The sequence below is a fragment of the Yinghuangia soli genome (assembly GCF_021502675.1).
GTDB lineage: Bacteria > Actinomycetota > Actinomycetes > Streptomycetales > Streptomycetaceae > Yinghuangia > Yinghuangia soli.
On sequence record NZ_JAKFHA010000016.1, the window covers coordinates 145,359 to 171,955 of the forward strand.

The following is a 26,597-nucleotide window of genomic DNA, read 5'->3' on the forward strand; positions in this document are numbered from 1 at the left end:
GCTCGAGCCGAAGCCGGTACGCGGCCAAGTGCCGCTCGTGCCGTCGCCGCCAAAAGCGCACGTGTCCCACCCCCAATTCGGCCCAGCTCGCTGACTGTCGGGGCGACGCTACCGCGCTACGGGTGGTGAGGGAGTGGCCAAGGAGGGGATCAAGCCAGTGAGTTCACCCAAGAGAGGAATGGGGGTGTGGGGAAAGCGAGATCAGGACCATGCGCATGCGTCATGCGAAGACCGCGGTCCGCTGCTGACGGTGCTACCGGTGAGGCAGTTCGATGCCAACGTGTGCGGCCGCAATCGTGCCCTAGCGTGCAGCCGCAGATGCGGTTTCCAACAGCGCGTGCATCGGCCCCGGGAAAGTCGGGAGCAGGCGGAGGGCGATGAGCCAGGCATCCGGATTCTCCCCGAGAATTGCTGCCGCGTCCTCGCGTGCTCGCCGCCGGTCGCGAGGCGTCGTGCGAGGACGCAATTCAGGTGGGCAGCCGGGTTCTCGGGCGAGCAGCGTCCCGTACCGATGCCGGGCGATGGGCGGTAGGCACTGCGCCAGCAGGTCCCAATCGAGCTCTGCGCGCGGCGCGAGCAACAGCAGGTGTACGTCTGCCCAACTGTGGGCGGAGTTCTCCATCTGCTCGGCCAGGTACTCGGTGCTGCCCAGCCAGTCGAGTGCACTGGCCACGCGGGCCTGGTCGGTCGGCGTCGCCAAGGCGACTCGCGCGAGTGGCGGGGCATCATGGGGTGCCGGCCTCAGCTTCGGAGTCGCGTCGACGGCGTCGCGTACCGCGCTGAGGCCGCCGAGTTCGGCCAGACGCTGGAAGCCGCGGAGCAGTGCGGTCGGCGCCCCGAGGGAACCGGCATGGACACTCAACTGCCGTATCGCCGCCTTGATCGCGGCCGGGTCGTCGCAGTCCATCAGGGGGTAGAGGCGACGTCGTTCCTCATGCGAGGTCTCCGGGGCGAACTCCCGGTCGCCGGGGATCAGGCTCGCGGGCGGCACCAGTGTCAGCACGCGTTGTTGAAGCGCACGCGTGGTCTTGCCGCTGGAGAAGACTGCGCGGGCAACGCGTGCGTCGTTCAGGTCGAGCAGGCGCGAGTGGTCGGCGCTTGTCACGGACGGGTTCTCGGTGATCGCCATCCTGCTCTCGGTGGTTCCGTTCGCGATGATGCGGTCGACGAGCGCGGTCGGCAACAGGGTGGTTCCCAGGAACCGGTCCAACTCGGCGAGGTCGAGTCGCGCGAGCACTCGGCTGAACGCGGGCGGCGGGACCTGCGCGAGCAGCATCGCGGGCGATTCGGTGATCACCCGGGACACCGAAGCAGGTCAGGCTGACACGTCAGGTCGTTGCTGCGGTGCTCCCGTCGTATTGCGCTGCGGGTTCAGCCGCGGCGGCGGCGGGCTTCGGCGACTCGGGCGTCGATGTTGGCCGTTGCGCTCTCTGCCGCCGCTTCCGCGTCGTGCGCGTGCAGGGCTTCGAGCAGGCCTTCGTGGCCGCGCGGGTCGCTGCCGTCGAACTCGGGGGTGTGCCAGTCCTCGGCCATCGCGCGGCGCAGGCTGGGGGTCATCGCGACGTACAGCTCGGACAGCAGCGGGTTGCCTGCGGCATTCGCCACCGCCTGGTGGAAGTCCGCGTCGATGTCGATCCATGCGTCCCGGTCGCGGCGCTGCCAAGCGGCGGCGCGGCGTTCCAGCAGTTCGCCGAGTGCGCCCAGCTGCGCCTCGGAGATGCGCTCCGCGGCCAGGCGCGCGGCGTGCGGGTCGAGGGCGCGGCGTACTTCCAGGACGTCCTCGACGTCGCCGCCGAGGCGCTCGACCGCGCCGGCCAGCTCGGTGGTGGCGCGTACATAGGTGCCGTCGCCTTGGCGCACCTGCAGCAGGCCCGCGTGCGAGAGCGCGCGGATCGCCTCGCGCAGCGTGCCGCGGGCGACGCCGAGTTGCTCCATCAGCTTCGCCTCGGGCGGGATCCGGGTGTCGACCGGCCAGCGGCCCGAGCTGATCTCGGTCCGCAGCTGGTCGATGACGCCGTCGACGAGCGCGGAGCGGCGCGCAGCAGGAAGCGACATGACCCAAGGATACGTCCGATGATTGGGCCTCAAACATCGGATGATTGGACAACAAACATCAGACGTCTTACCTTTGTCCCATGCTGCCGAGCCGCCTCCTGCCCCGAAACCTGTCCCGGACCTTCTTCGACGAGCGTCCGGGCGGCGCCGGCGGCATGTCCGGCCGAGGTACGCCGGGCCCGGAGGCGGCCGTACGGGCCGCCAAGGCACCCGCGCCGGTCGCCCCGGCAGCACCCGCGCCCACCGGCGGCAGCCGCACCCGTACCGCGTGGCTCACCGTCGCCGGCATTCTGCTCATCGCGCTCAACCTGCGCCTCGCGATCAGCAGCACCGCCGCACTCCTGGACCAGGTCCGCGGGCAGCTCGGCTTCGGCCCCGCGGTCGCCTCGCTGGTCCCGGCGCTGCCGGTCATCCTGTTCGCCTTCGCGGGCGCGTCCAGCACGCTCCTCGCCCGGCGCCTCGGCACCGAGCGCGCGCTGCTGGCCGCACTCGGCGCGCTCGCCGCGGGCATCGCCGTACGCGGCATCCCGGGCACCGGCGCGCTGCTGGCCGGCATCGTGCTGGGCTCCGCCGGACTCGCGGTCTGCAACGTCCTGCTGCCGGTGGTCGTGCGCACGCACTTCCCGAAGAAGATCGCGCTGCTCACCTCGCTCTACACGATGGCGATGTCGCTCGGCTCCGCCGCCGCGGCCGCGGTGGCCGTACCGATCGCGAACGCCTCCGGCAGCGCCTCCCTCGGCCTCGCCGCCTGGGCGATCCCGGCCGTCATCGCGTGCGTGGTGTGGGGCATGCGCAGCGACTCCTGGCGCTCCGCAGCCGCCGAGTCGGCGCACGGCTCGGTGCTCGTCGCCCGCCCGGACACCAAGGTCTCCGCGCTGCGCGTCGGCCGTACCCGCTTCGGCCTCCTCGTCACCGCGCTGTTCGCCCTCCAGGCGATGAACAGCTACGCGATCATCGGCTGGCTGCCGGGCATCCTGACCGACAGCGGCATGAGCAGCTCCGCGGCCGGCAGCACGCTCGGCGTGGTCCTGATCGTCGGCGTCCCGGCCACGTTCCTCCTCATGCCGCTGGCCGCGACGACCCGCGGCCTGCGGGTGGCCTTCGTGACGGTCGCCGGCGCACTCCTCGCCGGGTACGTCGGCCTCCTGGCCGCCCCGTCCGCGGCCCCGCTGCTGTGGGCGCTGCTGCTCGGCGCAGGGATGAGCACGTTCCCGCTGATCCTCGCCGTGATCGGCCGCAGCGGCGGCAGCCCGCAAGAGGCCGCGGCGCTCTCCACCTTCGCCCAGAGCACGGGCTATCTGGTGGCGGCGGTCGGCCCGTTCATGGTCGGCATGGTCCACTCCGCGACCGGCTCGTGGACCCTGCCGCTCGTGCTCCTGATCGGCGCCACGGTCCTGCAGTTGGCCGTGGCCCTGGCCCTGACCGCCCGCAAGTCCGGCCGCCGGTAGCCCTGCGTGGTTGTTCAGCGCTCGCCGCCGCAGCGCTGAACAACCCTTGAACGCCTTCGTGTTGCCCGGGCCGTCGACCCGGTTCGAGGCTGGCTGCGATGCCGGCTCCGAGCGAAGGAAATGCCTGGTGGCGAGACGTACCCGAAGTGTGTTCCGTCGCGGGTTCGCGGTGGGCCTGGCCCTCGCGGCGCTGACCCTCGGCACGGCGTGCGAGAAGGACGGCGGCGACGGGGCCTCCTCGGCCGCGAACTCCGCGGAGCCGCCCGGTCCTCCGGGACCCTGGACGCGCCGGCTGGACGGCGTCGTCTCCACCGCGCCCGCGGCGGCCGAAGGCGTCCTCTACGTCACGACCTCGAAAGCGACGTACGCACTCGACGGGCCCTCGGGCGCGCAACGCTGGAAGTTCCCCCTGCAGAAGGGCGGCCACACGGCTCCGGCCATCGCCGACGGGACCGTCTACACCGGCGACGAGTACACGCTCTACGGGGTCGACGCCGCATCCGGGCAGGAGAAGTGGCGGTTCGCGCTGCCCGACAAGCCTTACCCGGTCAGGATCGGCAGCCCGTCCGTGGTCGGCGGCGTGATCTACATGTACACGGCCGCCACCAACGGCAACAACGTCCTGCGCGCCTTCGACGCCGCGACGAGAGCCGAGAAGTGGTCGTACGACACCGGGTCGCGGATCCTCGACGACGACGCTCCGACGGTCGTGGACGGCCAGGCGTACGCCATCGGAGCCGACGGAGCACACGGCACGGTCACCGCGCTCGATGCAGCGTCCGGCACCAAGAAGTGGAGCTTCTACACACGCGCTTGGCCCCGCAGCCAGCCGTACGTCGCGGCCGGGACGGTGCACGTGACCAGCGCCGACAACACCATCCACGGCCTGTACGCGATCGATGCGCAAACCGGGCGCGCGAAGACCGAGGACAGCAGCACCGAAGCCGACTGGGTCGTCGCCGACGACACCGGCATTTATCGGAGCGTCTACGAATCGGTCGAGGCCGTCGACGCCGCCGAGCGCATGGTGAAGTGGCGCCTGGACACTGGGCTGTTGCTCGGCGATCCTGCACTCGCCGACGGGGCGCTGTACTTCGTCGACAACGAGAAGGACGCGGCCGAAGTAGGCGGCTTCGCCTACTTCCTGCGCGCCGTCGACACCGCCACCGGCAAGGAGAAGTGGCGCGCCCGAGTCCCCTACGGCGGCCACGCACCGGCCGTGTCCGGCGGATACGTGTACGTCGTGGGCCACGAGGCCCGCATCATCGCCATCGACGCCGCCACCGGCCAGTCCGCGCCGGCGAAGTAGCCAGAGGACCGATCGGTCGGCCGGGGGCCGCACGCGGGCGACTCCGGCGGCCAAGCAGACCCGGCCCCGGGCGTTCCATCGGCATTCCTGGGCGGTAATCCGGATTACGCCCGGGGCGAAGGGTGTTGGCGGGCGGCCGAGTGCGGCGTAACGTCGATTACATGATTACAAGCGAGCAGCAGGACAAGGTCAGGGGCTGGTTCGCCGGGCGGCTGCCCGAGGGGCTGTTCACCGAGGTGGTCGAGGTCTCCGTCGACCGCGAGGAGATCACCGTGGTCGGCCGCATCGCCGGGCCGGAGCTTCCCGAGGACGCGTCCGAGGCGACGCGCGACGGTGCGGTTGACGGCAAGATCTCCGAGTTCCGCGAGCGCACCCGCGATGCCCGCATCAAGGTCGCGCGCGAAGCCGAGCGCAAGTTCGGCCGCAAGGTCTCCTGGGGTGTGGTCTGCGACGACCGCCGCACCCTCTTCACCCACATCGCGGCCCCGGTCATGACGCGTCTGCGCCAGCCGGAACGCCTCGTTCTCGACACTCTCATCGCGGGCGGTGTGGCCCGCAGCCGCAGTGAGGCGCTCGCGTGGTGCGTGCGTCTTGTGCAGCGCAACGCCGACGACTGGCTCACCGAACTGCGCGAATCGCTCGAACGCGTCCAGGAAGTACGCGCCTCGGGCCCTGACGTGGAGTAGCCGCCGGAGAGACGTGGCGCGGCCGGCCGTGTCGGGCGGTCGGCCGCGCTGCATCGGCCGGACCGGGAGCTGTGCAACCGCCCGGTCCGGTCGCTCTTGCCATGTCGCGGGGCGGTCTATTGGATGGCGCCATGACCCCCGGAAGAGACCCTGCGGACCGCTCGATCGATGCCGCAGCGGACGCCTTCGCATGGACCTGGGACGGCGTAAGCGCGGCATCCACCGCGGAGTTGGTGGCCGCCTTGGAACGCGATCCCACCGCCAGCCGGCTCGCCAACCAGGCGGCGGCGCGGCTCGTCCGGGCCCGCGAAGCGGCCGCAGCCGATGTCGCGCTGCGCGCCCTCGCGTCGCCGCGGCCGATCTGGGCGCATCACGCCGCCACGCTGCTGAGCCTGCTCGGCGACGAGCGCGCGGTGCCGCTGCTGGCCGCGTGGCTGGACGAATTCTCCCGCACGCGCCCGGAATGGCAGCTCGGTTCGGTGGTCATCGCCCTGGGGAGGTTCCGTACCCCCGAGGCGCAGACCGCGCTGATCCGGGCCGTCCAGGGATGGCCGGCCGAATCGCGCAAAGCCTGGTGGGCCGGCAACGAGAGTTCGCTGCTCGCCGAAAGCCTGCTGCGCATGGGTACGCCCGAAGTGCTGAGCACCGTCTACGAGTTGTCGCGCACCATGACCGACCCGTGGCACAGCCGGACGTACCATCTGCTGGCCCGGTGCGGGGACGCCCGGTTCGAGGGCTTCTTCATCGAGATGCTCGCCGGCCCGGACTATTGGGCCGGGCTCGTCGGGCTGCAGCGCGTCGCGACGCCGCGCGCCGTGCCCGCGCTGACGCGCATCGTCCTCGAAAGCCCCGACCGGAAAGCCCGGTACGCCGCCACGCGCGCCCTGACCCGAACCGGCCGGTCTGCCCTGGCAGCGCACATCGAACGGCCCGGGAGCGCCGAAGCCGGCGTCGCGCAACGCGCCGCTGCCGCCTGGAGCTTGGGGGCGTACCCGCTCGACGTACCGGGGATCCGCAGCATCCGCAGGTTCCTGGGCGACGCCGATGCGGGCGTCCGGGCACGGGCCGCCGATGCTTTCGGACGTGCGCCGTCCGACGCGCTGCACCTCTACCCGTACAGCGAATTCGTCGACGCGCACGCGGACTTGCTGCGCGCCCTCGACGACCCCTGGCACCGGGTCAGGGCCCGCGCCGCGACCGCGCTCGGGCGCATAGCGTGCGCCGGCCACGCCTGGCCCGAGGAGGCCGAAGCACTGCCGGACGTCAGCCTGCACCTCGGCGCGGTGGCCGCGACCGACCCCGTCGCCTGCGTACGCGACGCAGCGGCGGCGGCAGTCCGCGCCATCGACCGCCATCAGGGCCGGTAGCCGGACTGCCGGACGGATTCGGGCTCAGTGGCTCGCCTGGTCGGTCTGCCCGGTGGGCTGCTGGGGGTGCTGGGGGTGCTGGTAGGGGTAGTGCGGATCCGGGTGGACCCACGCCGGGATGTACTCGGCGCATTCGGAGTTGTGGCACGGGCCCGCGACCCATCGCGGATAGAAAACGCCCATGGTCTTGTGCTTCTTGGCAACCGTGGCCACGGGCTGTTTGCACGCGGGACACACGTGCTCGGCCTGCGGCGGCGCCTCCATCTTCTCGGTGCGCATGCCTTTACGGTACGCCGACTATTCCGGCAAATCTCCCTGAAACGGGCACGAATTCATGAACGGGAAGGCTTGTCCTCGGCGTCATCCCCGTTTTCCGCGGCGCGTTCCTCCCCGCTTTCCCCGTCGCTTTCCTTGTCGCCTTCCCTGTCGCCTTCCCCGTCGTCCTTCTCCTTCGGCGAGCGCCAGACGCTCAATGCCACGGACACCCCCAGGACCAGCACGATCACCCCCAGGCTGACCGGCGACGGGATCTCGGGGACGCTGTCGCTGATCATCTCGTGCGAGGCCTGCAGGATCAGCTTGACCGCGATGAAGGCCAGGATCAGGGCGATTCCGGTGCTGAGGTACCGGAACTTGTCGAGCAGCCCGGCGAGCAGGAAGTACAGCGCCCGCAGGCCCAGGATCGCGAAGGCGTTGCTCGTGTAGACGATGAACGTGTCGCTGCTGACCGCCAGTACGGCCGGCACGCTGTCCACTGCGAAGACCAGGTCGGCGGCCTCGATCGCGGCGACGACCGCGAGCAGCGGCGTGGCCACCAGGCGCCCCGCCTCGCGGACGAAGAACTTGTGGCCGACGTACTCGTCCCGTACCGGGATGACCTTGCGCAGCAGCTTGACCGCGATGCTCTTGCCCGGGTCGAACGTCTCCTCCTCGCCGCGGAGGATCTTGTACGTGCTCCAGAAGAGGATCGCTGCGAACACGAACAGCACCGCGGCGAACCGGCTGACGACCGCGACGCCGAGTGCCAGGAAGATCCCGCGGAACACCAGCGCGCCCAGCACACCGAAGAAGAGCACCCGGTGCTGATAGGCGCGCGGCACCTTGAAGTAGCCGAAGATCAGCGTGAACACGAAGAGGTTGTCGACCGACAGGCTCTTCTCCAGCAGCCACGCGGTGGTGTACTCGGTGCCCGCGTCCACCCCGACGACCACGTAGACCAGCGCGCCGAACGCGATGGCGAGGCCGATCCACAGGCAGCTCCATGCGGTGGCCTCGCGGAAGCCGATGACGTGCTCGCTGCGGTGGGCGAGCAAGTCGATGGTCAACGACACCAACACGGTGGCGACGAAGACCATCCACAGCCAAAACGGCACGTCGTGCACGAGGTCGGACCTCACAGACCGGCGAGGTGGGCGTGCTGCCCCTCTTTCGAGTCTGGGACATCACGGCGCGCGTGTCGTCCGGAGCCTGCGGCCGCCCGGCACATGCGACGCCTCACGTCACACGGCAGGACTGCGGTCTCCCAGGTCACGCGTCCGGAGTGCGGTCACCGCTGCGGCCGGGTCCTCGGCGTAGAACCGTAAGACGCGGGCCTCGGCCGGCGCACCCAGGGCCCGGACGTACGGCACCGGCTCGACCAGCTCGACGGTCACCGTCGTCTGCCCGCCCACCGCGAGATCGGCGACGCCGTCCGCGCCGACGGCGGCCAGCTTGCCCTCCGGGTATTTCCGGTCGAGCCGGACCGCGGCAATGCGGTCGGCCGGGATACGGATGTCCAGCAGCGCGCCGTAGCGCAGCCGCAGCGAGCCGTCCGCACCGATCACGTGCGGGCGCACGATGCACGAGGCGTGCAGCGCCAGGATGAAGTAGCAGCCCCAGATGTCGACGACGAGCAGCACGGCATGCACCGTCGGCCACGGGATGAGGAAGGCCAGCGCCACCGTCTCGATGACCGAGGCGAACAGGAAGCCGTACATGACCATTGTCTGGCCGGGCGCGTACGGGACGGCCAGATCCCCGTCGCCCACCTGATGCGGGCCGCGGCGGGTCACCCAGCGCAGGAAGCTGGTCGAAAGGAAGAGTTCGTGCGCGGTCAGCTTGCGCACCGGGGCCGGGACGGTGTCCGCGACGGCTGCGGTCAGCGCGGCCCTCGGCGCATGCCCGCCCGCGCCGCGGTGCCGCCGGTAGTCCGCGGACAGCACGGCAGTGGCGGCGAACACGATCGACAGGACGGCGAGTTCGAGGCCGAGCCGGGCCGGCCGCGGGACCGCGACGCCGCCCGCCACGCACAGCACGATGACCAGCTCCGCGGGCAGCAGCGCGACGAACGACCAGCGGATGATCCGGCGCAGGACGGTCACGGGGCACTCTGCCTTCGGCAGGACGATCACGGCGCACTCTCCTTCAGGAGTTCGACGGCACGGCGGATGGCCGCGGCCTGGGCGGGCGCGTAGTCCGCGAAGAACGCGTCGGCGAAACCGCCTTCCTGGCCGACCGCACCGCCGATCGCGGCCGCCATCTTGCGGGCCGCCTCGGGCGGGATGGCCGCGACGATCGCGTGCGCGGCCGGTTCGATCCGCGGGTCGCCGTCGTCGGCCGCGGCCAGCTCGTCCAGCCGCGCATAGACGTCGTACGCCCGGCGCATGGCCTCCGGGTCGGCCGTCAGGCTCTGCATGAGCGCGCCGAGCCAGCTGTCGCGCCCGGCATCCGGCGTGCCGGTCGCCAGCAGCGCCAGCAACTCCCGCTCCTTGGCCGCGATGGCCGGCTCCGGCCCGGGGCGCTGCGCCGACGCGCGGGCCATGTCCTCGAAGATCGCCGCGAGTTCGGGGGAGACCGGGGCCTCGGCGGGCAGCCGGCCGCTCCGCTCGGCCTCGTCCAGGAGCTGCCGCAGCCGGGCGCGGCGCTGCCGGATGGCGTCCTCCTGGCGGGCCAGGTCGGCGTCCAGCTCGGCGAGGATTTCCGCGAGATCGCGGCCCGCGTCGTCGGCCAGCGCGTCCTTGACCTCGTCGAGGCTCAGCCCGAGCTCGGTCAGCCGCCGGACCCGGGCCAGCTCCACGGCGTCCCGCAGGGTGTACTCGCGGTAGCCGTTGGCCTGCCGCGGCGGCTCGGGCAGCAGCCCGATGCGGTGGTAGTGCCGCACGGCCCGGGTGGTGACGCCGACGATTCCGGCGAGTTCTCCGATGCGCATGGCACCAGTAGAAACCTTGACGCTACGACAAGGTCAACCGACGCGCGGCACCTCTCCGCACGCCGCCCCGGCCAGGATGGCGTCCCGTGCGGCCAATGCCGCGGCCAGCAGCATCTCGTCCAGGACTATCTCGGCATCCAGGGTCGAGTCGTTGACGGGGATGCGGATACGGCGGTCGATCAGCGCGGTGACATGGGGCAACGCAGGCAGGGCGTGCCCGCCCATGCGGCCTAGGGCCGACAAGTAGTACTCGCCGCAGGTGTACTGGTCGAGATGCGGCGTCATGACGTCCAAGAGCCGCGACAGAGCCGTCGGCCCCGCATGCCGCAACCACAGCGGCGCCGCCTCCGCAGCGGTGCGGCCGGGCCACCGGAACGTGAGGTTGTAGAGCTGCGCGGCCTGCCGGAAGGTCAGCGGTCCGGCGTCCAGCAGCGCGCCGAAGATCTCGGGCGCGTACTTCAGCCGGCCGATCCCGACGGGCTTGGCGGCGAGCAGCTCGGCCGCGGCGGCCCTGTCGTACACAGGAGGCGTCGACGGCCGCCGCACATACGGCGAGTACGCCCCACCGGTCAGCACCGCCGGCAGAGCCGCATGCTCGCGCCGGGCCGCGGACGAGAGCAACGCGGTCGCCAGAGCTTCGGCCAGAGCCGGCGACGCCGTCTCACCGGCCTGCGGGACGAGCAGCGGCAGCAGCTCCACCGCGGAGGCCCGCCAACGCCAGCAGGCCACTTGCGCGAATTCGGCACCGACGTTGCGGGTCCTCGGCGTGGCCAGCAAGCGCGCAGCGACCGCACAGGCCGCCTCTTCGCGCTCCTGCCGCACGAACAGGAAAGCCCACCGCCACCCGACGCCGCCCCCGCTCATCGGCTGCGGGTACGGTCGGCCCTTCGGACGCATCTGTGTTCGGTCATGAGGGCGAGCCTGCCAGGGTGGCCGCCGGAACGGCCACTGAAAATCCCGTGCCGCCGGCCGCCCGTCGCCCCGATCCCGCGCCCAGGCTCAGCGCGGGCCGTACGTATGCAGGTAGAGCACCGTGCCGTTGCCGAGTTCGCGGCGGGTGTTCAGGTCCTTCAGGGCGGCCAAGGCCTTTGCCGTGTATACGGGTTCGAGGACCGGGCCGTCTGCTGCCGCGCTGGTGCGGACGAGTTGTTCGGCGGCCGGAGTGGGGTGGCCATAGCCGGGGCCGAGCCAGTCGCGGCGCAGGGTGACGTCCTCGGGCTGCAGGCCGGCGATGGTGAAGTTGCCGGTGCGTTTGCGGAGCAGGCGCGCGGTCTTGTTGGCCAGGCCCACGATGGTCTTCGCGTCCAGCGTGAGCTGGTCGTTGACCACGATGCCGAGGACGCGCGTGCGGAGACCGGCGAAGCGCAGGCCGAGAGCGAGACCGGCTGCTGTGCCGCCGCTGCCGACCGGGAGGACCACGTACGAGGGTTCCGGCAGGAGGCCGGCCGAGACCTGGGTGGCGATCTCCAGGCCGGCTTCGACGTATCCGAGCACGCCGACCGGCGAGGACCCGCCGGTCGGGAGGAGGTACGCGGGGCGGAACCGGCCCTCCCGGAAGGCACCGTGACGCATCATCAGCCAGGGCGCGGCGGCGTATGTCCGGGCCACGGTACGCGTGCGGTGTACGACGGCGCCGGACGCCTCCAGGCGTTCGAGCTGCAGGCGGACGTGGTCGTCGATCGGCTGGTCGACCAGCGCGAGGGCGCAGCCGAGGCCGTGCGCGCGGGCGTACCGGGCGGTGGCCAGGCCGTGGTTCGTGCCGAGGGCGCCGAAGGTGAGGATGGCCGGGGACCGCCGGGCGAGGGCGTCCGGGATGATCCATTCGAGCTTGCGGACCTTGTTGCCGCCGGCGATGTCGCCGTAGCCGCTTTCGTCCTTGATCCAGACGTCCGCGGGGCCGTCGGCCAGCCCGGGCAGCGGCGCGACGGGCGTCGGGCGCGTGCCGAGCGGTAGGTACGGGACTGCCTCGTCGAGGAACGCGTACCGCTCGTACAGCAGCGGAACTGCCTTCAGGGGTACGTCGGTCACTGCGCGGTGCCACCTCCGCCTGCGGCGCAGATTCCCCGTTCGAGGGTGCGCACGGTATTCGCGGCGGCCACGTGCCGCGGCATGGTCCCGCGCGCGGCCATCTCGGCGCCCGTGTAGACGAGCGCCCACAGCACGCCGCGTATCCACACCGGGTCCGCCTCGGGGTCGAACGCGCCTTCCGCCTGGCCGCGTTCGATGAGCGCGAGGACCTGGCGGTCGGTCGGATCGTCCTCTTCGTCCGGGAGCTGCTCGAAGATGTGCGGGTCGCCGAAGACGAAGACCAGGCGGTCGCCCGCCCCTACGAGCGCGGTGGCCAGGCGGCGCATGGCGTCGAGTGCGGGGCCCTGGTCGATGGCCGCTTCTTCGAGCGCCTGCGCCATGTGGGCCAGCGAGTCCTCGACGGCTGCGGACACCAGTTCGTCGCGGTCCGGGAAGTAGCGGTGCAGGGTGCTGCGGCCGACCTCTGCCGCCTGCGCGATGTCCGCGAGGGTCGCCCGCCGGTTGCGGGCCAGGACCTCGGCGGCGGCGTCGAGGATCGCGCGCCGGGTGCGGCCGCGGGTTCCGGATTCGGGCCGGGCGTCGCCGCGCGTATCGGGGCCGGGTGGGGTGGTGCGCACGTTCCGAAGATAGCAGCCCGCTTCCCGTAATGAGACTTGCCAGATTCTTAGTGGGACATTAGTGTCCCAAAAAGCGGCAGTGAAGACTCATTGCGCCGCCTGCCCGCCTCCGGGCCTGCCGGACCTTGCCGAACCATGCCGCACCTTCCGGTGCCTTCCCGCGCCTTCCCGATATGTGCCGTTCCCAGCCGAAGGGTCGCCCCCTCGTGCCCAATCTCCGCCTTCTCTGGTCCTTCGTCCGCCCGCACCGCCGCACGCTTCTGCTCGGACTGGTGCTCGGGCTCTTCGTCACCGCCACCACCCTCGCCAGTCCGCTGGCCACCAAGTGGGTCCTCGACGGGCTCGCCGACTCGCGTCCGATCGCCCCCGCGGTCGCCGTGCTGGCCGGCCTGCTCGTGCTCGGCTCGGCGGTCCAGGCGTACCAGTGGATCCTGCTCGGCCGCATGGGCGAGCAGGTCGTCCGGGATGCCCGCAGTTCGATGGTCCGCCGCCTGCTGCGCCTGCGGGTGGGCGAGCTGACCGGCCGCTCCAGCGGCGAGCTGGTCGCCCGGGTCACCTCGGACACCGTGCTCATCCGCGAGGCGGCCGCCTCCAGCCTCGCGCAACTGCTCAACGGCATCGTGGGGTTGGTCGGCGCGCTCGTGCTCATGGCGTTCCTCGACCTCGTGCTGTTCGCGACGACCGTCGGCGCGCTGACGGTGGTCGCGGTGATCGTCGCGGTCCTCATGCCGCGCATGGCCAAGGCGCAGGCGGCCGCACAGGAGTCGGTCGGCCGCCTCGGCGCGGCCCTCGACGGCGCGTTGCGCGCCATCCGCACGGTCAAGTCGGCCCGCGCCGAGGAGCGCGAGTCGCAGCGCATCGAGGCCGAGGCCGACGCATCCGCCCGGCACAGCGTGCGCGCGGTCCGCATCACGGCCGCGGTCTGGACGATCACGCTGGCCGGCGTGCAGCTCGCGATCCTGCTGATCCTGGCGATCGGCGCCTACCGGGTGGACAGCGGCGCCCTGTCCGTGTCCAGCCTGGTCGCCTTCATCCTGTACGCCTTCCAACTCGTCGAACCGGCCACCGAACTCGCCCAGGTCTTCTCGCAGTTGCAGTCCGGCATCGCGGCGGCGACGCGCATCCGGCAACTGGACGAGCTGGAGGTCGAGGAGCACGGAGCGGACCCCTTGGGGGAGCCGCGGCACAAGGCCGCCCCCGAGTCGGGCGCACCGCTCCCGGCGCCCGCCCCCGCGTACCGCCACGCCGACGTCCCGGCGCTCTCCTTCCACGACGTCACCGCACGGTACGGCCCCGAGGCGCCAGCCGCGCTCGACGGCGTGACCTTCGCGATCCCGCGTACCGGCCATACGGCGATCGTCGGCCCGTCCGGGGCGGGCAAGACCACGCTCTTCTCGCTCATGCTGGAGTTCCTGCCCGCCGACACCGGCGAACTGCGCCTGGACGGACGACCGTTGGCGCACTGGCCGGCGTACGAGGCGCGCCGCCGCATCGCCTACGTCGAGCAGGACACCCCGCTCGTGCCCGGCACGCTCGCCGACAACCTGCGCTACATGCGCCCGGCCGCCACCGACGACGACCTGTGGGACGCCTTGCGCGCGGTACGCCTCGACGAGCGCGCCAAGGCCTTCCCCGACGGCCTCGACACCGTCCTCGCGGACACCGCCGTATCCGGCGGAGAGCGCCAACGCATCGCCATCGCCCGGGCGTTCGTCGCCGACCCGCAGATCCTGCTGCTCGACGAGGCCACCGCGCAGCTCGACGGGCTCACCGAAGCGGCCGTCCAGGACTTCATCCGGGAACGCGCCCGGCACGCGGCCGTCGTCACCATCGCGCACCGCCTGTCGACCGTGGTCGAGGCCGACCGCATCGTCGTCCTCGAACTCGGCCGCTGCCGCGCCATCGGCACCCACGCCGAACTCGTCGAGAACGACACCCTCTACCGCGACATGGTCACCGCCCTGCGGGTGAGCTCCGCCATCGGCGACGTCTCCCGCGAGACCCCCAGCCACGCCCGCGCGTAGCGGGCCGACACGGGTGGCGGCCCTGGTGGCCGGTCCTGGGCGCCGTCACCCGTTCAGGGCTATTTGCCGCAACCCGCGACGAATCCGCCCCCGGCATGGGACCCTGCCGGGGGCGGCGTCCGGACGGCGGCCGCCCACCGGCCGTCGGCGAAGGGGGACCCGATGGGGGCTCAAGGGCATGCGCACGACATGGACCGGCGGCGCTTCCTCGGCTACGTCCTCGCCGCGCCCGTCCTGACCGCCGCCGCACGACTCGGCGCCGACCTCGCCGCACCCGAACAGGCCGCTGCCGCAGTGCCGTCGCTGCCCGGACCCGCCGAGATCCTGAACCTCAACGACATGCTCACCGTCGCCGCCCTGCCCACCGCGGGCCTGATCGGCGTACAGCTCCACCCCGACGGCACCGCGTCCTTCGCGCTGCCGCGCGCCGAAGTGGGCCAGGGCATCACCACGTCCAGCGCGATGCTGATCGCCGAGGAACTCGACCTGCCGCTCGACCGGATCCGCGTCACGCTCGCCGACGCCCGCCCCGAACTGCTGTTCAACCAGCTGACCGGCGGGTCCAACACCACCATCTCGACCTACCTGCCCATCCGGGTCGCCGCGGCGACCGCGCGCGGCCGCCTGCTCGCCGCCGCCGCGGCCGCGTTCGGCGAACCCGTCACGGCGCTCACCACCCGTCTCGGGGTGGTCACGTCCGCGGCCGGACGGACCGCGACGTACGCCGAACTTGCCGTCGCCGCAGCCAGTCGGACGACCCTGCAGGTGGCCGTCGAGCTCAAGCCCGCGCGCGACTTCGCCGTCATCGGCACTCCGCGCAACCGCATCGACGCACGTGCCGCGGTCACCGGGCGCAAGCAGTACGCCATGGACCTCCAGGTCCCGGGCGCCCTTCCGGCCATGATCTGCCGCCCGCCGACCATCAACGGCACCGTGCGGTCCGTTGCCAACCTCGCCGCGGTGCGCGCGATGCCCGGCATCACCGACGTCGCGGTCGTCTCCACGGGCGTCGCGGTCCGCGGCCGCACCTTCGGCCAGTGCATCGACGCGGTCCGGGCCCTGCAGGTCGCCTGGGGCCCGGGCACCGCCGAAGGCGCCTCGGACGCGACCGTGCGCGAAGAGCTACGCCGCGCCGAACTCCCGCTCGTCGTACCTCCCTTGCCGATCCTGACCAAGGCCGTGGACGTCCGCTTCACCTTCCCGTTCGCCGGGAACAGCGCGCTGGAGACCAACTGCGCCATCGCGGACGTACGCGCCGACCGCGCCGAGGTGTGGGGTTCGCTGAAGTCGCCGATCGTCGCCCAGGAGCAGATCGCGCTGCGCCTCGGACTCCCGGTCTCCGCTGTGCAGGTGCATGTCGTCGACGGGGGAGGGTCGTTCGGCCGCAAGCTCTTCTCCGACGCCGCACTGGAAGCCGCCGAGGTCTCCAAGGCGATGGGCAAGCCGGTCAAACTCATGTGGCACCGCGCCGACGACGTACGCCAGGGCCGCACCCACCCCATGTCCACCTCCCGCGTCCGCGCCACGCACTCGCTCGGCCAAGTGCTCAGCTATGAGCAGCGCCACACCTCGGTCGCCACCGACTTCGGGCACGGCCTCGGCGAGGTCATCACCGCGACCGCCGCGCAACTCCCGGTCGGGGGTCTTGCGTTCTCCGAGACCATCTTCGTGCTCACCCAGGAGACGCCGTACAACTTCGGCGTCGTCACCCAGCTGCTCAGCGAGGTCGACAAGGGCTTCAACACCGGCAGCATGCGCAACATCTACTCGCCCAACGTGCGGTGCGCGCAGGAGCTGGTGGTCGACCGCATCGCCGCCGACATGGGCAAGGACCCCTACCGGTTCCGCCGCGACTTCCTCAAGGACGCCCGGGCCCGCGCGGTCCTCGACAAGGCCGCCGAACTCGGCCAATGGGGCCGCGCGATGCCGGCCGGCACCGCGCAGGGCATCGCGCTGCACCCCGAGTACCACTCGGTCGCCGCCGTCCTCGTGGAGATCGACTGCCGCCCGCAGACCACCGGGCGCACGATCCCGAACGCCGTCACCGGGCCGCGCGTCACCAAGGCCGTCTGCGCGGTGGACGTCGGGCTCGCGGTCAACCCGCGCGGCCTCGAAGCCCAGATGATGGGCGGCATCATGGACGGCATCGCGCTCGCCCTCACCTCCAGCCTGCACCTGAAGGACGGTGCCTTCCTGGAGGCCAGCTGGGACAACTACTTCTACACCCGGCAGTGGAACACCCCTGCCGAACTGGAGGTGTTCGTGATGCCGCCGACCACCGGCGAACCCGGCGGCGCGGGGGAGCTGGCCGTGGCGAGCGCGATGGCGGCAGTGGCCTGCGCGTACCGCCGGGCCACCGGGACCATGCCGACCACGTTCCCGATCAACCACGACGCCCCGCTCGCGTTCGAACCCAAGCCGACCGTGCCGCCGGTGCCCGCCTCGCCCACCGACGGCCTCGACCGCGCGTACTGACGGCCCCTACCGACGGAGAACGCGATGCCCCAGCACACCTTCCGGCTCAACGGCGAAGAGGTCACGGTCGACATCGAGGACGACGTACGCCTGCTGTGGGTGCTGCGCGACGTCCTCGGCGTCACCGGCCCCAAGTACGGCTGCGGCATCGGCGTCTGCCAGGCGTGCACCAGCCACATCAACGGCAAGGCCTTCAACCCGTGCTCGGTCCGCGTCGCCGACCTCGGCCCGGACGACGAAGTCACCACCATCGAGGGCCTCCCCGCGACCGTCGGCCGCGAACTGCACCCCATGCAGGAAGCCTGGCTCGAACACGACGTCGCCCAGTGCGGCTACTGCCAGCCCGGCCAGATCATGGCCGCCGTCGCCAAGGTCCGCCAGGCCCGCGCGGCCGGCCACGAGATCGGCGACGCCGACCTCGACGAGATCCGCAACATCTGCCGCTGCGGCACCTACTTCCGCATCCGCGAAGCGATCCGCGCCGCCGCGACCCGCTTTTAGCGCCGCGGCGCTAGGCCGTCGCGGCGACCAGGATCGAAGTGAACGGCAGCACCGTCCGGCCGTCCGGGGAGACGTGCATGCAGAGCAGGTCGGTCAGCGTCTCGGTGTACGCCGCGACCGCATCGGGCCCCTTCCCGGCCACCGCGGGGCCCCACGGCAGCGCGGCCAGCTGACCCGGCGCGAACGCCGCCAGCGGCGGCAGCGCCACCTCCGCACTCACCTCGCGCGACGACACGCCCGCGAACCCCGCCGACCGCAGCGCGGCGGTCAACTGCCGTGCCGAGCAGGCGAAGGCCGCATCGAACGACTCCGCGACCACCGACCCGGCGACCGCCTCGATGGCCAGCCGCTGCGCCAGGAAGAACGGCGAACGGTCCAGCGTCGCCCACACCGTCAGCACGACCCGGCCACCCGGCCGCAGCACCCGCTTCACCTCGCCCAGTGCCGCCTCCAGGTCCGCGAAGAACTGCGCACCCTGCTGGGCCACCACCGCATCGAACTCGTCGTCCTCGTACGGCAGTTTCTCGGCCGCCGCCTGCTGCCAGCGCACCTCGGCGGCATCCGGCCCGGCCCCGGCGAACCCGGCGGCCACCGCCAGCATTCCCGGGTTCACGTCCACACCCGCGACATGCCCGTCCGGACCGACCGCCGCGGCCGCGGCCCGCGCCACGAAGCCCGTGCCGCAGGCCAGATCCAGCACCGCCGACCCGCGCGCAAGCCCCGCGGCCTCGACCGCAGCCGCCACGAACGGCGCCATGATCGCCGCCACGTGCTCCTCGTACCGCCGCGGCGCGTCCGCCCCCACCTGGAAACCCGGTTCAGCACCCATAACGGCACTGTACGGCGGACCGCGCCGATCCGAGACCGGCGCCGCGCGGCTCAGCGCGCGACCTTGGCGGCCAGGAACTCCTCCCACGTCTTCGTGCCCACCGCGTTCGCCGGCGTGGTCAGCGCCCCGGAGCGGAAGCCCGCGCCCATCTTGCCGGGGATGCGGACCGCCAGCACGCGGCGCTTCTTGCCGGCCGCGGCCAGCCAGGTGCGGGCCAGCTCGGCGGCCTCGTACACGCGCGGACCGCCCATGTCCGCCACGCGACCGGCCGGTCCGGCGAGCGCCAGTTCGACCAGCCGGTCGGCGACCTCGCCCTGGTCCACCGGCTGGCAGGCGGTCTTGGACGGCATCAGGACCACGGGCAGCTTGGACAGGAAACCGAGCGCCATGTGCAGCAGCTCGGGGAACTGCGTCGCGCGCAGGTTGGTCCACGGGACGCCGGAGGCCGCCAGGAGCTCCTCGCCCTGCAGCTTGACCTTGTAGTACGGGTACGGGATCGCCTCGATCCCGACGATCGAGATGTTCACGATGTGCCCGACCCCCGCGCGCTTCGCGCCGTCCAGCAGGTTGCGCCACCCCGGGATGTCGTTCTTGAACTTGCGGATGTCCGAGGCGCAGTGGATGACCGTGTCGACACCCTCGAGTGCCGCGTCCAGGCCTGCACCGGTCAGCAGGTCGGCGGTCGCCCACGCGACCCCCGGATCGGACGGCAGCGCCGACTTGCGCGTCATGGCCCGCACCGGGCGCCCGGTGCGCCGGGCCCGCTCCAGCACCTCGCGGCCCAGCACGCCGGTCGCACCGGTCACCAGGATCGTGCCGCCGGGGTTCGCGTCCATGGGGTTCCTCCACTGGCTGTCGGGGCCGCGGGGCGGGTGCCCCGGCGGCGTCACCAGCTAAGAACCGGACAACCCCTCGATTCGTGACAGGTTTCGGGACTGATCTTCGAGAAACTTCAACTTGTCGGGGTTCCGGACGATACGGACCCCGGAAATCCCGTCCGGACCGGCCTCGAAGAAGCCGGCCGCGGCCAACGCCCCGTCCTCCCAGGCGAGCAGTGCGCCCTCCCCGTTGACCTCGGCGAACTCGATGCGCATCTGGGTCGCGAAGCGCTCCATGATGCCGAGCAGGAAACGCGCGACCTTGGTCCGGCCGGACACCGGCCGGGTGGACGCGGAGACCTTGCCGCCGCCGTCCGACCACGACACGACGTCATCCGCGAGCAGCGACTCCAACTGCTCCAGCGAACCCTCCGCGGCCGCGGCCAGGAACCGGGCCAGCAGGTCGGCCCGCGCCGACGAGGACGCCTCGAACCGCGACTTGCCGGCCTCCAGGTGCTTCTTCCCGCGCCGGTACGTCTGCCGCACGGTCGCCTCGGGCAGGTCGAGCACCTCGCCGATGTCGCCATGCGCGTACGCGAACGCATCGCGCAGCACCACCACCGCACGCTCCGGAGGAGACAGGCGTTCGAGCATCACGAGCATCGCCATCGACACCTGGTCGCGCTGCTCGGCGGTCTCCAGCGGCCCGAGCGCGCCCGCATCGGTACGCACCGGCTCGGGCAGCCACGGCCCGACATACTCCTCGCGCCGCGCCCGCGCCGAATCAAGCCGGTTCAGGCAGAGATTCGTGAGCACCTTCGCCAGCCACGGCCCCGGCGCACCGATGTACGCCCGGTCCGCGGCATGCCACCGCAGATACGCATCCTGCACCGCATCCTCGGCCTCCGCCGCCGACCCGAGCATCCGATACGCAATCCCGAACAGCCGCCCGCGCTCCGCCTCGAACTCCTCCGCCGAAACCGCGGCATCCCTCGTCTCGCCCACCTGCCCACCGTACCGAGGGGGCGACCGGTCAGAAGCGCACCGGGGCGCCCGGCGGCGGCGGAGCAGGAGGCACCTGCGCCGTCCGGCGCGCCTCGTGGGCGGCGGACACGCGGAGCACGAACACGGCGGCGGGGGGGGGGGGGCCCCCCCCCCCCCCCCGCCCCCCCCCCCGGGCCCCCCGCCGCCGCCGGAGCAGGTCCAGGGCGGCGCGGGAGGGGTGCAGGCTGTTGCCGAAGAAACTCGCCGTGGCCAAGGCCTCCTGCGCCTTGCCGAAGGCCATCTGCGCGGTCAACGGCGAGACGAGCCGTGCGATGCCCCACAGCACCCAGGCGATCGACCAGGTACGCAGCAGCCCGGGGCGGTCGTTGTGCGGCACGCCGTCATGGCTGCGCGTCCAGACCTCGCGCATGACCTCGTGGGGCTTGAACAGATTGACGAGCGGAGCGCCGAACGCGAACGCGTCGCGCAGGCTCCCGGACCGGATCGGATCGCCCGACCAGTCCCGGATGTTGGCGCGAACCGTGGACAGCCAGTAGAGGAACACCAGGCCGGACACCGTCGTGACGACCAGGGCCAGGGCACTCGACGCCGAGAACATGTCGCCGACCAACTTGTCGAAAGCCCCGAGACCGCGTTCCTCGACCTTCAGGGCGTCCGACCCGTCGTTGACCGCCGATACCAGCAGGGCGACGCCGGCCGCGCCCAGCAGCACGGCGCATAGCCCGCCGAGGCCGGCTACGGGGCGCAGAGGCGCTCCCGGCGGAGCCCCCGGCGCACCCCCGGCGGGCGGCCAGTGCGGATACGGCGGCGGGCCGCCCGTGTGGTGCGCCATGTGGACCCCCGTTGCCGTCGCCATGGTTCGGACGCGGTCACCGGCTCTCCCGGGCGACCCGCAGGACCACTCTGCGCGCGGCGCCGCCGCGTGTCCGGCACGGGCCCGGAATCTTGCACCTTCGGGTCATGCCGTCAGCCGGCGCGGCGGTGCCACAGCACCGCCAGTTGGCTGCGGCTCTGGCAGCCCAACTCGGCGAAGACCGCGGTCAGATGCCGCTTCACGGTGTTCTCGGTGATGAACAGCGCGGCGGCGATCTGCCGGGTCGACGCCCCCGACGCCGCCAGCCGCGCCACTTCTTCTTGGCGCCCGGTGAGCCGTCCGGCACCGGGCGGTCGGAGCGGCCCCGCCTGGAGATGCAGCGCCAGCACATGAGCGAGATGCGGTGCGAGTGCGTACAAGCGCGCCTGGTCCAGGACGCCGAACGCGCCTGCCTCCTCGGCCAGCACCCCTATCCCGGCCGCACCGGAGGCCCCGGGCAGGGCGATGACCATCTTGTCGCGGATACCGTGCCGGAACATGAACCGCTCCATGTACTCGCGGTGCTCCATGACGCGGCCTTGCGTGCACTGCGCCAGCGACAGCGGTACGGGCGCGGTGGGGACGCGGACACCGCAGGCGGCCGCGAAGGGATCCATGCCGCGGAAGTGCTCGATGTACGCGGGGGCCATGCGCCGCGCCCGCCCGACCACCAAGGGAGCCTCGTCCCCGAAGATCCCCGCCATGTCCCCGCCGAGGAAGAACGACACATGCCGGTATCCCAAGTGCCGCGCGAACGCCTCGGCGACACCCTCCCGGAACGCGTGCAGCGAACGCGCCGCGAGACAGTCCCCGACGATCCGCAGGACCGTGTCCGCCTCGGCCGCCGGCAACGGCCGCGGGCCCTGTCCTCCGGCCATCGCCTCACCCCGTCAAGACGCCTTTACCGCATGGTAGTTGCCCGCATCGCGGGGCGGAGGCGGCAGAACACGAAAGGGCGGGCGCCGGAGAAAACCGGTGCCCGCCCTCTGCGTTCGAGGCGCTATGTGTCGACGCTCAGACGTTGAAGCCCAGGGCGCGGAGCTGTTCGCGGCCGTCGTCGGTGATCTTGTCCGGGCCCCACGGCGGCATCCAGACCCAGTTGATGCGCAGGTCGCTCACCAGGTTCTCGGTGGCGGTCTTCGCCTGGTCCTCGATGACGTCGGTCAGCGGGCAGGCCGCCGAGGTGAGCGTCATGTCGACGGTCGCGATGTTCGCGTCGTCGACCGTGACGCCGTAGACGAGGCCAAGGTCCACGACGTTGATGCCGAGCTCCGGGTCGACGACGTCGTACAAGGCCTCGGTGACCTCGTCGGCGCTCGCCGGGTTCACCTTCGTGTCGCTCACTTCTGACCCTCCATCACCTGAGTGGTCGCGTCACGCCAGGCCATCCAGCCCAGCAGCGCGCACTTCACGCGGGCCGGGAACTTCGAGACGCCGGCGAACGCGACGGCGTCCTCCAGCACCTCCTCGTCCGGCTCGGCCTGGCCCTTGGACTGCATGAGGTGCAGGAACTCCTCCTGCACCTTGAGGGCGTCGGCCACCGTCCGGCCGATGACCAGGTCGGTCATGACCGACGCGCTGGCCTGGCTGATCGAGCAGCCCTGGCCCTCGTACGACACGTCCACGACCTTGGCGTCCGCACCGGTGCCGTCCAGCTTGACCCGCAGCGTCACCTCGTCGCCGCACGTCGGGTTGACGTGGTGCACCTCGGTGTCGAACGGGTCCCGCAGCCCCTTGTGATGGGGGTTGCGGTAGTGGTCCAGGATGATCTCCTGGTACATCGAGTCCAGTTTCATCGCCGTGTTCGCTCCCATACCCACGTCAGCCGAAGAAACGGCGCACGTGTTCCAGGCCGGCGACGAGGGCGTCGACCTCGCCGGGGGTCGAGTAGAGGTAGAACGACGCACGCGTGGTGGCCGGGACGCCGTAGCGCAGGCACACCGGCCGCGCGCAGTGGTGCCCGACCCGGACCGCGATGCCCTGCTCGTCCAGCACCTGGCCCACGTCGTGCGGGTGCAGGTCGCCGAACTGGAACGAGATCGCCGCGCCGCGCATCTCCGCGGTCTTCGGGCCGATGATCTCCAGGCCCTCGACTCCGTTGAGCGCGTCTATCGCATACGACGTGAGCGCGTGCTCGTGCGCCGCGATCTTGTCCATGCCGAGCGCGTTCAAGTAGTCGATGGCCGCGCCCAGTCCGACCGCCTGCGCGATCGGCGGGGTGCCGGCCTCGAACTTGTGCGGCGCGGGCGCGTACGTCGACGCGCTCATCGTCACGGTCTCGATCATCTCGCCGCCGCCCAGGAACGGCGGCAGCTCCTCGAGCAGCCCGAGCCGGCCCCAGAGCACGCCGATGCCGGTCGGAGCCAGCATCTTGTGCCCGGTGAAGGCCACGAAGTCGGCCTCCAGCGCCTGCACGTCCAGCGGGACGTGCGGCGCGGCCTGCGACGCGTCGACCACCACGAGGGCGCCGACGTCGTGCGCGCGGCGCACGATCGCCTCGAGCGGGTTGACCGTGCCCAGGATGTTCGACGTGTGCACGACCGAGACCACCTTGGTGTTCTCGGTGATGACCTCGTCGATGTTCGACAGGTCGAGGCGGCCGTCGTCGGTCAGCCCGAACCACTTGAGCGAGGCACCCGTGCGCTGGCACATCAGCTGCCACGGCACGATGTTCGAGTGGTGCTCCATCTCGGTGATGACCACCTCGCTGCCCGGACCGACCCGGAAGGGGTCGTCGGCCCAGGTCAGCATGTTGGCCACGAGGTTGAGCGACTCGGACGAGTTCTTCGTGAAGATGACCTCGTCGCGCGAGGGCGCGTTGATGAACGACGCGACCTTGTCGCGGGCGCCCTCGTACAGCGCGGTGGCCTCTTCGGCCAGCACGTGGACGCCGCGGTGCACGTTGGCGTTGTGCAGCTCGTAGTACGCGTTCAGCGCGTCCAGGACCTGCTGGGGCTTCTGCGAGGTCGCGGCGTTGTCGAGGTAGACCAGCGGCTTGTCGCCGTGCAGGACGCGCGAAAGGACCGGGAAGTCCTTGCGGATCGCGTCGGTGTCGAGGAGCCCCGGGAGGGTGGTCGTCATGCTGTCTCCTTGACTCCGGTGTACGCCTCGTACCCCTCGGCCTCCAGCTTGTCGGCGAGCTCGGGGCCGCCCGACTCGACGATCTTGCCGCCCGCGAAGACGTGCACGTGGTCGGGCTTGATGTAGCGCAGGATGCGCGTGTAGTGGGTGATCAGCAGGGTGCCGATCTCGCCGGTGTCGCGCACCCGGTTGACGCCCTCGGAGACGATGCGCAGCGCGTCGACGTCCAGACCCGAGTCGGTCTCGTCGAGCACCGCGATCTTCGGCTTGAGGAGTTCGAGCTGGAGGATCTCGTGGCGCTTCTTCTCGCCGCCGGAGAAGCCCTCGTTGACGTTGCGCTCGGCGAACGACGGGTCCATCTGGAGGCGCTCCATGGCCTCCTTGACCTCCTTGACCCACAGCCGCAGCTTGGGGGCCTCGCCGCGGACCGCGGTGGCGGCCGTGCGCAGGAAGTTGGACACCGACACGCCGGCCACCTCGACCGGGTACTGCATGGCGAGGAACAGGCCGGCGCGGGCCCGCTCGTCGACCGACATGGACAGCACGTCCTCGCCGTCCAGCGTCACGGTGCCGCCGGTCACGGTGTACTTCGGGTGCCCGGCGATCGAGTACGCCAGCGTCGACTTGCCGGAGCCGTTCGGGCCCATGATGGCGTGGGTCTCGCCCTGCTTCACGGTCAGGTCGACGCCGCGCAGGATCTCGCGGGGGCCGTTCTCGGCCTCCACGCTGACGTGCAGGTCGCGGATCTCAAGCGTTGCCATACGGACTCAGGACTCCTGGTTCAGGTCGACGTGGATGGCGTCGGCCTCGATCTTCACGGGGTAGACGGGCACCGGCTGGGTGGCCGGGGGGCCGGACGGGCGGCCGGTGCGCAGGTCGAAGCGCGAGCCGTGCAGCCAGCACTCGATCGCGCAGTCCTCGACCTCGCCCTCGGACAGCGACACCGCGGCGTGGCTGCACACGTCGTTGATCGCGTACACCTCGCCCTCGGTGCGCACGAGCGTGACGGCGGTGCCGTCGAGCACCAGCCGCAGCGGGGTGTCCTCGGCGAGCTCGGACTCGGCGCAGGCGCGTACGTACGCCATCAGACGCTCGCCTCCAGCTCCGCCTCGATGCGCGCCATCAGCCGCTCCTGCAGCTCCGGGAGGCCGATCTGGGCGATCACCTCGGCGAAGAAGCCGCGCACCACCAGGCGCCGGGCCTCGTCCGCGGGGATGCCGCGGGCCTGCAGGTAGAACAGCTGCTCGTCGTCGAACCGGCCGGTGGCGCTGGCGTGTCCGGCACCGGCGATCTCGCCGGTCTCGATCTCCAGGTTCGGCACCGAGTCGGCGCGCGCGCCGTCGGTCAGCAGCAGGTTGCGGTTGAGCTCGTACGTGTCGGTGCCCTCGGCCGCCGCGCGGATCAGCACGTCGCCGATCCACACCGTGCGGGCCTCGGCACCCTGCAGCGCACCCTTGTAGGTGACCAGGCTGCGGCAGCGCGGCACGTCGTGGTCGACGAACAGGCGGTGCTCCAGGTGCTGCCCGGAGTCGGCGAAGTAGACGCCGTACAGCGACGCGTCGCCGCCCGGGGCGTCGTAGACCACGCGCGGGAACAGCCGCACGACGTCGCCGCCCAGCGTCACCGCGACCGACTTGAAGGTCGCGTCCCGGCCCAGGCGCGCGACCTGGTGGGCCAGGTGCACCGAGCCGTCCTCCCAGTCCTGCACCGAGATCACGGTGAGGCGGGCGCCGTCGGCGACCAGGAACTCCACGTTGTCCGCGTACACGGCCTTGCCGGTGTGCTCCAGGACCACGACGGCCTCGGCGAACGCCTCGACGCTGACCGTCAGGTGCCCGAAGCCGGTGGTGCCGGTGCCGCGGGTGCGGACCACGACCGGCTCGCCCGGGGCGAGTTCCTTCGGGAAGGTCACCACGGTGGCCTTCTCGAACGCCGAGTACGCCTGCGCGGCGACCCGGTCGACCGGCGCGCCGGCCTTGCCGACCCGCGCGTCGTCGCGGCCCACGGTCTCGACGACGACGCCCGCGGGGGCCTCGACCTCGACCGCGGCCTCGCCGACGTTGCCGAAGGTGCCGTCGTGCAGACCGCGCAGCCGGTCCAGCGGGGTGAACCGCCAGTCTTCCTCGCGGCCGTTCGGGACCGGGAAGTCGGCGACGTCGTACGACGCGACCGCGACCTGGCGGGCGTCGGCCGGCTGGCTGACCATGCGCCCGGTGCCGGGGCCCGCGAGCTCGTCGGGGGCCCCGGCCTCGCGCACGGCGATGGAACCGGCCGTGGTGCTACCGGAGTTGTTAGCGCTTGCCATAGGTATTTG

General features: G+C 71.7%; 27 protein-coding genes. 7 read left to right on the plus strand and 20 right to left on the minus strand.

Going from position 1 to position 26,597, the window contains the following annotated elements:
* Positions 1 to 301: 301 nt before the first annotated feature.
* Positions 302 to 1,297 (minus strand): hypothetical protein, encoded by a 996-nt coding sequence (locus tag LZ495_RS25130; RefSeq protein ID WP_235055140.1) that lies wholly within the window; start codon positions 1,295 to 1,297, stop codon positions 302 to 304.
* A 74-nt stretch (positions 1,298 to 1,371) separates the two neighbouring features.
* Positions 1,372 to 2,055 (minus strand): FadR/GntR family transcriptional regulator, encoded by a 684-nt coding sequence (locus LZ495_RS25135; RefSeq protein ID WP_235055141.1) that lies wholly within the window; start codon positions 2,053 to 2,055, stop codon positions 1,372 to 1,374.
* A gap of 80 nt (positions 2,056 to 2,135) precedes the next feature.
* On the opposite strand from LZ495_RS25135, the gene LZ495_RS25140 reads away from it, so the two are divergent.
* The 4 genes from LZ495_RS25140 to LZ495_RS25155 all read left to right on the plus strand — a co-directional run bounded on the left by LZ495_RS25140 (position 2,136) and on the right by LZ495_RS25155 (position 6,865).
* A complete protein-coding gene (locus tag LZ495_RS25140; RefSeq protein WP_235055142.1) occupies positions 2,136 to 3,503 on the plus strand; it encodes an MFS transporter in 1,368 nt (455 codons plus the stop codon).
* 127 nt (positions 3,504 to 3,630) lie between these two features.
* Positions 3,631 to 4,812, plus strand: coding sequence for an outer membrane protein assembly factor BamB family protein (locus LZ495_RS25145; protein ID WP_235055143.1), 1,182 nt, complete (start codon positions 3,631 to 3,633; stop codon positions 4,810 to 4,812).
* Positions 4,813 to 4,973: 161 nt separating this feature from the next.
* Positions 4,974 to 5,498, plus strand: coding sequence for an ATP-binding transcription factor AbmR (gene abmR / locus LZ495_RS25150; RefSeq protein WP_235055144.1), 525 nt, complete (start codon positions 4,974 to 4,976; stop codon positions 5,496 to 5,498).
* A gap of 131 nt (positions 5,499 to 5,629) precedes the next feature.
* Positions 5,630 to 6,865 (plus strand): HEAT repeat domain-containing protein, encoded by a 1,236-nt coding sequence (locus LZ495_RS25155; RefSeq protein ID WP_235055145.1) that lies wholly within the window; start codon positions 5,630 to 5,632, stop codon positions 6,863 to 6,865.
* A 24-nt stretch (positions 6,866 to 6,889) separates the two neighbouring features.
* On the opposite strand, the gene LZ495_RS25160 is transcribed toward LZ495_RS25155, so the two are convergent.
* From LZ495_RS25160 to LZ495_RS25190, 7 genes are all read right to left on the minus strand, one after another.
* Positions 6,890 to 7,144 carry a phage terminase large subunit family protein gene (locus tag LZ495_RS25160; protein ID WP_235055146.1) on the minus strand — a complete coding sequence of 85 codons (255 nt, stop codon included), beginning with the start codon at positions 7,142 to 7,144 and terminating at the stop codon, positions 6,890 to 6,892.
* Positions 7,145 to 7,197: 53 nt separating this feature from the next.
* A complete protein-coding gene (locus tag LZ495_RS25165) occupies positions 7,198 to 8,247 on the minus strand; it encodes a TerC family protein (RefSeq protein ID WP_235055147.1) in 1,050 nt (349 codons plus the stop codon).
* 117 nt (positions 8,248 to 8,364) lie between these two features.
* Positions 8,365 to 9,255 carry a hypothetical protein gene (locus LZ495_RS25170; RefSeq protein WP_235055148.1) on the minus strand — a complete coding sequence of 297 codons (891 nt, stop codon included), beginning with the start codon at positions 9,253 to 9,255 and terminating at the stop codon, positions 8,365 to 8,367.
* Positions 9,252 to 10,052: a MerR family transcriptional regulator gene (locus LZ495_RS25175; RefSeq protein WP_235055149.1), complete on the minus strand. Its 801-nt coding sequence runs from the start codon at positions 10,050 to 10,052 to the stop codon at positions 9,252 to 9,254. The genes LZ495_RS25170 and LZ495_RS25175 overlap by 4 nt, the downstream gene beginning before the upstream one ends.
* Before the next feature lie 33 nt (positions 10,053 to 10,085).
* Positions 10,086 to 10,916: a hypothetical protein gene (locus tag LZ495_RS25180; RefSeq protein ID WP_235055150.1), complete on the minus strand. Its 831-nt coding sequence runs from the start codon at positions 10,914 to 10,916 to the stop codon at positions 10,086 to 10,088.
* A gap of 135 nt (positions 10,917 to 11,051) precedes the next feature.
* Positions 11,052 to 12,080: a 1-aminocyclopropane-1-carboxylate deaminase/D-cysteine desulfhydrase gene (locus LZ495_RS25185; protein WP_235055151.1), complete on the minus strand. Its 1,029-nt coding sequence runs from the start codon at positions 12,078 to 12,080 to the stop codon at positions 11,052 to 11,054.
* Positions 12,077 to 12,697 carry a TetR/AcrR family transcriptional regulator gene (locus LZ495_RS25190; protein WP_308268641.1) on the minus strand — a complete coding sequence of 207 codons (621 nt, stop codon included), beginning with the start codon at positions 12,695 to 12,697 and terminating at the stop codon, positions 12,077 to 12,079. Before LZ495_RS25190 ends, LZ495_RS25185 begins: the two co-directional genes overlap by 4 nt.
* 206 nt (positions 12,698 to 12,903) lie before the next feature.
* Between LZ495_RS25190 and LZ495_RS25195 the strand changes: the two genes are divergently transcribed.
* The 3 genes from LZ495_RS25195 to LZ495_RS25205 all read left to right on the plus strand — a co-directional run bounded on the left by LZ495_RS25195 (position 12,904) and on the right by LZ495_RS25205 (position 17,697).
* Complete coding sequence (locus tag LZ495_RS25195) at positions 12,904 to 14,721, plus strand: ABC transporter ATP-binding protein (RefSeq protein WP_235055152.1); 1,818 nt, start codon at positions 12,904 to 12,906, stop codon at positions 14,719 to 14,721.
* 162 nt (positions 14,722 to 14,883) lie between these two features.
* Positions 14,884 to 17,196, plus strand: a complete 2,313-nt coding sequence (locus LZ495_RS25200) for a molybdopterin cofactor-binding domain-containing protein (protein WP_235055153.1) — start codon at positions 14,884 to 14,886, stop codon at positions 17,194 to 17,196.
* A gap of 24 nt (positions 17,197 to 17,220) precedes the next feature.
* Positions 17,221 to 17,697 carry a (2Fe-2S)-binding protein gene (locus LZ495_RS25205; protein ID WP_235055154.1) on the plus strand — a complete coding sequence of 159 codons (477 nt, stop codon included), beginning with the start codon at positions 17,221 to 17,223 and terminating at the stop codon, positions 17,695 to 17,697.
* Between the two features lie 10 nt (positions 17,698 to 17,707).
* Here the strand turns inward: LZ495_RS25205 and LZ495_RS25210 are convergent, their stop codons facing one another.
* From LZ495_RS25210 to sufD, 11 genes are all read right to left on the minus strand, one after another.
* Positions 17,708 to 18,526, minus strand: coding sequence for a class I SAM-dependent methyltransferase (locus LZ495_RS25210; protein ID WP_235055155.1), 819 nt, complete (start codon positions 18,524 to 18,526; stop codon positions 17,708 to 17,710).
* A gap of 50 nt (positions 18,527 to 18,576) precedes the next feature.
* Entirely contained in the window at positions 18,577 to 19,362 is a 786-nt protein-coding gene (locus tag LZ495_RS25215; RefSeq protein WP_235055156.1) for an SDR family oxidoreductase, read from the minus strand.
* A gap of 57 nt (positions 19,363 to 19,419) precedes the next feature.
* The gene (locus LZ495_RS25220) at positions 19,420 to 20,349 is read right to left on the minus strand and encodes an RNA polymerase sigma-70 factor (protein WP_235055157.1); all 930 of its coding nucleotides are present in this window, start codon (positions 20,347 to 20,349) and stop codon (positions 19,420 to 19,422) included.
* Between the two features lie 28 nt (positions 20,350 to 20,377).
* Complete coding sequence (locus tag LZ495_RS25225) at positions 20,378 to 21,061, minus strand: DUF4328 domain-containing protein (RefSeq protein WP_235055158.1); 684 nt, start codon at positions 21,059 to 21,061, stop codon at positions 20,378 to 20,380.
* A gap of 254 nt (positions 21,062 to 21,315) precedes the next feature.
* Positions 21,316 to 22,080, minus strand: coding sequence for a response regulator transcription factor (locus tag LZ495_RS25230; protein WP_235055159.1), 765 nt, complete (start codon positions 22,078 to 22,080; stop codon positions 21,316 to 21,318).
* Positions 22,081 to 22,216: 136 nt separating this feature from the next.
* The gene (locus tag LZ495_RS25235) at positions 22,217 to 22,546 is read right to left on the minus strand and encodes a metal-sulfur cluster assembly factor (RefSeq protein ID WP_235055160.1); all 330 of its coding nucleotides are present in this window, start codon (positions 22,544 to 22,546) and stop codon (positions 22,217 to 22,219) included.
* Positions 22,543 to 22,998, minus strand: coding sequence for a Fe-S cluster assembly sulfur transfer protein SufU (sufU, locus tag LZ495_RS25240; RefSeq protein ID WP_235055161.1), 456 nt, complete (start codon positions 22,996 to 22,998; stop codon positions 22,543 to 22,545). The genes LZ495_RS25235 and sufU overlap by 4 nt, the downstream gene beginning before the upstream one ends.
* A gap of 25 nt (positions 22,999 to 23,023) precedes the next feature.
* Complete coding sequence (locus LZ495_RS25245) at positions 23,024 to 24,283, minus strand: cysteine desulfurase (RefSeq protein ID WP_235055162.1); 1,260 nt, start codon at positions 24,281 to 24,283, stop codon at positions 23,024 to 23,026.
* Positions 24,280 to 25,044: a Fe-S cluster assembly ATPase SufC gene (sufC, locus tag LZ495_RS25250; RefSeq protein ID WP_235055163.1), complete on the minus strand. Its 765-nt coding sequence runs from the start codon at positions 25,042 to 25,044 to the stop codon at positions 24,280 to 24,282. Before sufC ends, LZ495_RS25245 begins: the two co-directional genes overlap by 4 nt.
* Before the next feature lie 6 nt (positions 25,045 to 25,050).
* Positions 25,051 to 25,368, minus strand: coding sequence for a non-heme iron oxygenase ferredoxin subunit (locus LZ495_RS25255; protein WP_235055164.1), 318 nt, complete (start codon positions 25,366 to 25,368; stop codon positions 25,051 to 25,053).
* On the minus strand, positions 25,368 to 26,588 hold the full coding sequence (gene sufD, locus LZ495_RS25260) for a Fe-S cluster assembly protein SufD (protein WP_235055165.1): 1,221 nt from the start codon (positions 26,586 to 26,588) through the stop codon (positions 25,368 to 25,370). Before sufD ends, LZ495_RS25255 begins: the two co-directional genes overlap by 1 nt.
* Positions 26,589 to 26,597 lie beyond the last annotated feature (9 nt).